Annotated in this window: 6 protein-coding genes and 2 pseudogenes; 4 read left to right on the plus strand and 4 right to left on the minus strand. The window is 60.7% G+C overall.

Annotated elements, in window-relative coordinates:
• The first annotated feature begins 676 nt into the window (after nt 1-676).
• A complete protein-coding gene (locus VQ045_RS20605) occupies nt 677-1054 on the plus strand; it encodes a helix-turn-helix domain-containing protein (protein WP_331831453.1) in 378 nt (125 codons plus the stop codon).
• A 394-nt stretch (nt 1055-1448) separates the two neighbouring features.
• On the opposite strand, the pseudogene VQ045_RS20610 reads toward VQ045_RS20605, so the two are convergent.
• Nucleotides 1449-2467 (minus strand): annotated as a pseudogene (locus VQ045_RS20610) (IS110 family transposase).
• A 90-nt stretch (nt 2468-2557) separates the two neighbouring features.
• Here VQ045_RS20610 and VQ045_RS20615 point away from each other — a divergent pair.
• Nucleotides 2558-3106, plus strand: coding sequence for a helix-turn-helix domain-containing protein (locus VQ045_RS20615; protein ID WP_331831454.1), 549 nt, complete (start codon nt 2558-2560; stop codon nt 3104-3106).
• A 397-nt stretch (nt 3107-3503) separates the two neighbouring features.
• Here VQ045_RS20615 and VQ045_RS20620 read toward each other — a convergent pair whose 3' ends face one another.
• Together VQ045_RS20620 and VQ045_RS20625 are read right to left on the minus strand one after the other, a co-directional pair.
• A complete protein-coding gene (locus VQ045_RS20620) occupies nt 3504-4391 on the minus strand; it encodes an IS110 family transposase (RefSeq protein WP_327649106.1) in 888 nt (295 codons plus the stop codon).
• Nucleotides 4375-4536 carry a hypothetical protein gene (locus VQ045_RS20625; protein ID WP_327649108.1) on the minus strand — a complete coding sequence of 54 codons (162 nt, stop codon included), beginning with the start codon at nt 4534-4536 and terminating at the stop codon, nt 4375-4377. Before VQ045_RS20625 ends, VQ045_RS20620 begins: the two co-directional genes overlap by 17 nt.
• Here VQ045_RS20625 and VQ045_RS20630 point away from each other — a divergent pair.
• Nucleotides 4530-5096 (plus strand): IS630 family transposase, encoded by a 567-nt coding sequence (locus tag VQ045_RS20630; protein WP_331831455.1) that lies wholly within the window; start codon nt 4530-4532, stop codon nt 5094-5096. The genes VQ045_RS20625 and VQ045_RS20630 overlap by 7 nt on opposite strands.
• A gap of 299 nt (nt 5097-5395) precedes the next feature.
• Here the strand turns inward: VQ045_RS20630 and VQ045_RS20635 are convergent, their stop codons facing one another.
• On the minus strand, nt 5396-5995 hold the full coding sequence (locus VQ045_RS20635) for a DUF7282 domain-containing protein (protein ID WP_331831456.1): 600 nt from the start codon (nt 5993-5995) through the stop codon (nt 5396-5398).
• Between the two features lie 590 nt (nt 5996-6585).
• On the opposite strand from VQ045_RS20635, the pseudogene VQ045_RS20640 reads away from it, so the two are divergent.
• Nucleotides 6586-7731: pseudogene (locus VQ045_RS20640) on the plus strand (PAS domain S-box protein); the annotation flags it as partial.
• Between the last annotated feature and the right edge of the window lie 122 nt (nt 7732-7853).

Raw genomic sequence — 7853 nt, forward strand, 5'->3', positions numbered from 1 at the left:
CATCCCCGCCCTCGGCCAAAGGCACGAAGGCTATCACTGGCGGAGTTTTGCTCCGGCCAACAGCCAGATATCCGGCCGCTTCAGTGGTGGATTTTTGCACCGGCGCTCTCACTGGATCGATTGAAGACGACGCATGGCATCCGGGGTTCGCTCGGGTGGGGCGCCAGGCAAACGGTGATCCTGACTGGATTCGAACCAGTAATAGAAAAGTGTGAATCGGCTTGCTGTCAAAGAATAAGCAATTGCAGGCCAGCGGGCCGGAGTAAAATCAGGCGATGACGATGATGACCGTCGCTATAAGTGATCGATGAATGGGTCCGATCGGAAGCCAAGGCCGGATTTTGGAGAGGATGTTTCCAAAGCATCTGAGGCATTCGTGGTGATATGGAAATTTTACTCAAAAATCGATCGAAATCCTTCGCGCCGGTGGTTCTTCCATCTGCGAGATTTGTTTCAGGCTCGATCTCGACAACCCTATCGCCGAGAGCCGGCGATGTCGCGGGCAGCGTCGTAGACCTGCCATGCGACCACCGTCCGCTTTCCCCCGATCCGCGCCTTCTGGTCAGGTGACGGCTCATTGAGAGTCCCCGGAAAACCGTCTACATATCGCTCGGGGTCTGGCGTCGCGGTCTGTCGGAATCGTTGCCGAGCGGAAACGCGTGGCGAGACCAACGCTATGTCCTGTGTTCAGTTCGAGATTTCTGGAATCCCTCCGGAATTCCCGATCGCCCTCACCTCCGGCTTGCTGCCTACGGGAATGTCAGACGGCCACCTAAAATCCGATCAACGCGACAAATCCACGCGCTATTATCTCGTAATGTCCAGGCTCGTGCCCTTTCCGCCGGAAATTGTCCACAGCATCGACGCAGGCGCGTCGGTGCTTCGGGCGGTTCGCGATCATTCCGGCCGCACCCTCGAAGAGGTCGCCCATGCGTGTGGGGTGTTGCCTGCCAGACTTTGGGAAATTGAGGCCGGGGTGACGCCGACGCTGGCCGAGCGGCAGGCGCTGTCTGAACTATTCGGCTATGATGAAGATGTGCTGATCGACCTGTGAGGAGAACCGAACTTTTCGTGAAACAAGACAAAATTCGATCCAGATCGTCGCGCGACACGCCCGGGCCGGGGAGATAGAGAGCCCGTGGAAATCGATCGCCTGCCGATAGATTCTGCGCGGAATGGAATACCCAAAAAACGTATGGCTCGCCCCGGCTGCAAGGGATTTCTTTCCGGCTTTTCAGTCTGCGCCAACGTATCCGGTCTCGGGGCCTGATGATTGTCCCCGGCCAAGATGGAGCTTTCGCGCGTACCGATTCTCATAAACGGGGCGGCGTCGAGCGCCATTTTTTTGGTCAGGATCCCGGCACACCGTTCGACTGTCAGGCCATCTTTCCAGTCCACTCACAGACAACGCCGACCTGAAGGTCTCCCTTCCGGCCGATCTCCGATTATCAGGCCGACGGCGCCGCCGCCATCTCGAAGGGGCGCCGGCTTCTCAACACCGCCCAGATGATCCTGGCCATCTTCGCCGCCAGCGCGACGACAGCCGTGTTCATGTGCGCTCGCGACAGCAGGCCTCGCAGCCATTCGCCCATCAGCGTCTCTTCTTTGGCAAGAGATGGAAGCGCGGCTCGGGCGCCGTGGATCAGCATCCGCCTGAGATAGCCGTTGCCGCGCTTGGTGATCCCCAGAAGTTTAGGCTTGCCCCGGTCGTCATCTGGCGAGGGACGAGACCGAGCCAGGCCGCAAGGTCGCGGCCCCCGGTGAACGTCTCGGCCTTTCCGATCGAAGCTACGAACGCGGTCGCATTCAAGGGGCCGATCCCCGGAATCGTCGTGAGCAGCTTCATCGAAGCATCTACGCGGGCAAGTTCGGCGAACTCCGCGTCAAAGGTGGCGATCCGAACATCGAGGGCGCGCCATTCGTCTCGCATATCCTCGATCAGAACCCGGATACGACGGCTGATCGCCATCTCGCCGGCGAGAAGCTGTGCCAGCCGAAATTCCAGCTTTCGACGTCCCTTGGCGATCACGATCCCCCGCTCAAGCAAGATCGCCCGAAGCTGGTTGATCAGACCCGTGCGCTAGCCCACGAGACGATCCCGGGCCCGGTGTAGGGTCTGCATGTCGAGTTGCTCGTCGCTCTTCAGATCGACAAAGCGCATCGTGGGACGGGTCGCGGCTTCCGCTATCGCCTCGGCATCACGATCGTCGTTCTTCTGCGCCTTTACGTAGGGACGGACATATTCCGGCGACATCAACCGCACGTCGTGGCCCTGCTCGCGAAGCTGGCGGCCGAGATGATGGGCGCCGCAACAGGCTTCCATGGCCATCATGCAGGCCGGCATTCCCGCCGCCAGCTTCAATACGCTGTCCCGACGCATTCGGCGCCGCAGCAGCACTTTCCCGGCTTCGTTCAACCCGACGACGCTGCAAACATCCTTCCCAAGATCAATACCAAGAACCTTGATCTCATACCAACTCTCGGATTGTATGACTCGTAGGGGATTCTCGGCGCGGAACTGATGTGATTCATTGGTGCGAACAGGAGGATGTTCGCCATGGCCACGCCGGTTCCGCTTCGCTCTGACTTCGATACGAACACACTTCGCCAGGCTGCCCGGCGTTCCCGGGACGCATCTCAGACCCGCCGGCTTCTGGCACTGGCGACGATCTACGAGGGCGGCACGCGCAGCGATGCGGCCAAGGTCGGAGGCGTGACGCGCCAGATCGTGCGGGACTGGGTCGTGCGTTTCAACGCCGAGGGCCTGGACGGTCTCCTGGACCGAAAGTCGCCTGGCGCGCCCTCGCGGCTAGGGCCGCACGAGCGGCAGGCTCTGGCGGGCAAGCTTGAGGCGGGCCCGATCCCGGCCGTTGACGGGGTGGTGCGCTGGCGGCTCGTAGACCTGGCGCAATGGGTGTTCGAGGAGTTCCGCATCACCATAAGCGTGCAAACGCTGAGCCGCGAACTGCGGGCCATGGGCTACCGCAAACTCTCTGCCCGCCCACGCCATCACGCGCAGAATGAGTTCGAACTCGACGCTTTTAAAAAGATTTCCTCACTGCGCTGGCAAAGATCGCGGCGAGCGAGGCCGCCGGCAAGCCCGTAGAAGTCTGGTTCCAGTGTATGGTTCGCCTCCGGTTTGCAAGAAGAAACGATAGTNTTTCCTCACTGCGCTGGCAAAGATCGCGGCGAGCGAGGCCGCCGGCAAGCCCGTAGAAGTCTGGTTCCAGTGTATGGTTCGCCTCCGGTTTGCAAGAAGAAACGATAGTCCCAGAAGACCCTGCTTCAGCGTATCCGGCTTGTTCGTGGGCGAGTGCCCGAGCCACAATGGGAGCCGCTGGATGCGTTCCTTACAAGATGATCAGACTTTTTGATCTACTGCCACCACCAGGTTTTGCGTGTCCCGGTCGAAGCAGGGCGATCTACTGGAACCATCAGGCTGCACATCCGATCAGATCACGGTGCCATTGGCTTCTTCTCGCAAGTCGTTCAGCCTCGCGCCGTCAGGCCGCGACCGGCTGAAAGGGTTCGTTCCTCGATAAGACCGCCCAGACGATCCGGGCAACCTTGTTGGCGCTCGCGACGACAATCTTGTTGGTGTGCATGCCCCGTGCGCAAAGCCGTTCCATAAACTCCGCCATTCGACTTTCCCGCTTTCTGCGATTGTAAAATGCCGACCGCATGCCGTGTATCATCAGCGTTCGAACATAGGTGTTTCCGCGTTTCGATATCCCGAGCAGGATCGTCTTGCCTCCGGTCGAGCGCTGTCTGGGTACAAGTCCGAGAAAGGCGGCGAGATCTCGCCCTGTCCGGAAGTCAGAGATGTTGGCGACGGCGCTATAAAGGGCTGTCGCCACGATCACGCCGATGCCCGGAATGGGAAGCAAGGCCCGGCAGACAGAGTTGGATTTGGCGAAGGCTTCCAGTTCGTCGTCGATCTTGGAAAGGCGAGCGTCGATCATCGTGTATTCGGCAATGAGCGTTTCGAAGAGCGCCCGCGAGACTGCAGAAAGATCGACCTTTCCGACCTCCATCAATTCCGTCTGAATGTAGCGTTCGAAACGCGCCCGCCCTGAGGGGATCACCAGGCCGCGTTCGCGCAACAGGCCACGGAGCTGATTGATGATCGAGGTTCGCGCCGTCACTAGCCGTTGGCGCACACGATGGAGCGCCTGCATGTCCAGTTGTTCATCGGAGTTGATTCCGACCGCATGGCGGCCCGGCCGTTGTGCGGCTTCGGCGATCGCCAGCGCATCGTTCCAGTCGTTCTTTTGCGCTTTTGCGAAGGGCCGCACGCTCTCCGGGGTCAGCAGCTTCACGTCATGTCCCATCGCGATGAGCTGGTGGGCAAGCCAATGCGCGCCAGAACACGCCTCAAATGCTACACGCAGGCACTCGCTGCGCCGATCGCCGAAAAACCGCCAGCAGCCGTGAACGGGTAAATTGCTTTCGCAGGACGATGTCGCCATCGGCGCCCAGGCCGACGACGTGGAAGCTGTTTTTGCCGATATCGATGCCGATCTGCTTGAATGTCATGTGATGCCTCCTTGTTGAGACGGCGAAAATATCCGCCGAGGAGGAGGCGAACCATCCCACAAGACGAAATGCGGGTAGGCCAAAAGAACCCGATCACCCGCCGCTGGGCAAAACGGGGAACGCGACCCTCGGCTCCCAGAGACCAACGCACTGCCTCGGCCTACCTGTTCGGAGCGATCTGCCCGAAGCGGGGCGCGGGCGCGGCACTCGTCATGCCCCGCTGCGACACCCACGCTATGGCATGTCATCTCACCGAGATCTCCCGCAACGTTGCGCCTGGCGCCCACGCCGTCGTCCTGCTTGATCAGGCAGGCTGGCACATGACGCCGAAGCTCCTCATCCCCGACAACATTACGTTGATGCCGCTGCCGCCCAAGGCGCCCGAACTGAACCCGGTCGAGAATCTTTGGCAGTTCATACGCGACAACTGGCTTTCGAACCGTATCTTCCAATCCTACGACGACATCCTCGACCATGCCTGCCGCGCTTGGCGAAACATCGAAGCCCAACCCTGGCGCATCATGTCCATTGGAATGCGCCTATGGGCTCATGGGTTCTGATCAATGAGAGTTGGTATCATTCATCGGCTCGCCTCCGTGCCATCCTCATCGACGACGCAATCATGCGCCGAGGGAAAGGGGCGAGCCATTCCATAAACGGAACTTTCCCGTGTTCGGACCTGGGGCACACAGTCGCGACGGCGCAGGCCAGGACGGCTCATGCGATCTCCTCGATCGGATGGCTTTACCGTGGAAAACGCCGCCAACTGGCACGATAGTTCCGCCGGCCGGCTGCGGGGCCCGAAAAAAAGCCGCCCCGCGAGGCGGGACGGCTTTTCACTGGAAGCTTGGCGACCGCCTTATTTCGGCGTCTGGCCGGGAACCACGCCACCCGACGGCGTGGTGACCTCGTCGGTCTTGGAGCCCGGCTCGCCGCTGGTCGCGGTGCTTGCGCCGGACGCACTGGAGTCCATTGCCCCGCCCGCAGACGCGCCGCCCGCACTGGTGTCGACCGAGGCCCCTGCGGAGGCGCCGGCCGAGCTATCCATCGACGCCATGGTGGCGGTAAACGGCATCACCACCGGCTTGCCATCCGCCATTGTCGGGGTATCGACGTCGGTCGTTCCTTCACCGAAGTCATAGGTGTCGTTGCCATTCGTCTCTTCGTGCAACATGACCATGTATTCGGCGTCCGCTGCCAGATCCATGTCGGCCTCAACCGCGACATCGGTGCTCTCGCCGGCCGGGATCGCCACATGGCCGATCGAGCCCGGAACCACCGGCGCGCCGTCCTTGACCTCGTGCAGAACGAGATATCCGCCCTTGTCCGACGATACCTTGGCGAAGGTTGCTGTCTTGCCCTCGACCTTCACGCCGGCCGTGTCGATCATGTTGTCGGCGAATGCGGTCGAGCCCAGCGCGAGAAGCGTGGCGGCAGTCGTCATCAGAAGCTTGTTCATGAGGTATCCTCCATTTGTGGATAGGATCGGAAGGGCGCAACGTCGTGCGAACCGTTCGCGATTGGGTTGATAACGGGAGGGATGGCGGGAGGTTGCGACAAAAGCCCCCGATCAAGTGGATGTGATGAAGGTCTGGCAGGAAGGGACACTGCCCGGCGGCGCCTTTGTCCCGCCGGGCGGATCGATTAAGCGGTCCCGCGCCAAATCTCGGACACCTCATCCGAAAAGGACCGCATGCGCATCACCCTCGACCAGCCTCGCATCATCCTCGCCGAGGCGCTCAAGACCAACGCCACCGACCGCTGTTAGCCGCTGACCGTCGCCGGGCTCGACGCCCCCGGGTCGCGCCGGGGGCGATATGCTGGCGTTCGTCGAACGGGCAGGGGAGATAAGTTCCGCGGCCGGACCCTGAAGTGGAAGACACACAGGAACGAGATTTCTCCCCATCCCTTGTCGACGCATCACCAGTTGTTAAAAGACATCGGGCCGTTAGGAATGCGGTTCCATCGCTGTGGTCGCAGACCACACTTTCACGGTCGCGATGCGGGGTGATAGCGGTTTCGGTTGGGTAATGGATGGATGCGATTTTGATGACGCCACCGGTTTCCTCATTGCCTTCTAGTCCATCGCCAGACCCAGATAGCGCGTGGCGTCTTGTTCTGGATACTGCCCTCGACGCCGTCATCGTCATGGATCGCCGTGGCGATGTCGTGGATTGGAACGACAACGCCACGGGCATCTTCGGCTGGTCGCGGGACGAAACGCTCGGCCGCAACATGAGCGACCTGATCATTCCGCTTCGCTTCCGTGAAGCTCACACGGAGGGCCTGCGTCGCTTCCTTGAGACCGGCGAGGCGAAGGTGCTCCGTCGTCGCATCGAAATCTGGGCTCTGCGCCGCACCGGCGAGGAATTTCCGGTGGAATTGTCCATTTCGCCCATGGCGGAGGGGGATGGACTGATTTTTGTCGGTTTTCTTCGCGACATCAGCGAGCGAAGAAGCGCGGAACGGCAGCGCGAAGAGCACGCCCTCAAAATGGAAGCGTTGTATCGCACGATCTCGTTCGCCGCGGAGAAGAACTCGCTGGACGACGCCTTACAGACTTGTCTCGCCTCGGTCCATAAGCTGACGGGATGGCCCTTGGGTCACGTTTATCTCCCTACAGAAACCGTGCCGGTCCAGCTGCTTCCGTCGCCGATTTGGTTTAGCAGCCGGCCGGATGAATTCGCAGAATTCCGCTCCGCCACGGCCGTTACGAGGTTCGCGCCAGGCGAAGGGCTCCCCGGCCGGGTCTGGGGCGGCCGCGAGCCGGAATGGATCGCGGATGTGGCCACCGACCCGAATTTCCCGCGAGCCAAATGGCCCAAGGGGATCGAGGTCAAATCGGCCCTTGGCTTTCCGATCATGTCGGAGGATCGGGTTATCGCGGTCATCGAATTCTTTAGTGAAGCGGCGGTCGAACCCGATTTTGATCTGTTGCTGACATTGCGAGCGATCGGCCAGCAGGTCGGGCGTGTGTTCGAGCGTCGGCATGCTGAAGAGGCGTTGCGAGAACATGCGACATCCCTTGAAATCGAGATAGATGAGCGGAAACGGGCGCAGGCCCACCAAAAGCTTCTGCTCGCCGAAGTCGATCACCGCGTGAAAAACATGCTGGCGGTCGTGACCGCCATCGCCTCCCAAACCGCTCGAAATAGCGACACGATCGACACGTTCAGTCAAAACTTCCTCGCACGACTTCATGCGCTAATACCAACGGGCGCTGATCAAGACCCATGCGCCCAATCTCGCATTCCGATGGACGTGATTTTCCAGGGCTGATCGACGAGCTTGTTCCAAGCTGCGCAGCAGTGGGCGAC

Origin of the sequence: Aurantimonas sp. E1-2-R+4 (assembly GCF_036549515.1) — a bacterium.
Classification (GTDB): Bacteria; Pseudomonadota; Alphaproteobacteria; order Rhizobiales; family Rhizobiaceae; genus Aurantimonas; species Aurantimonas coralicida_A.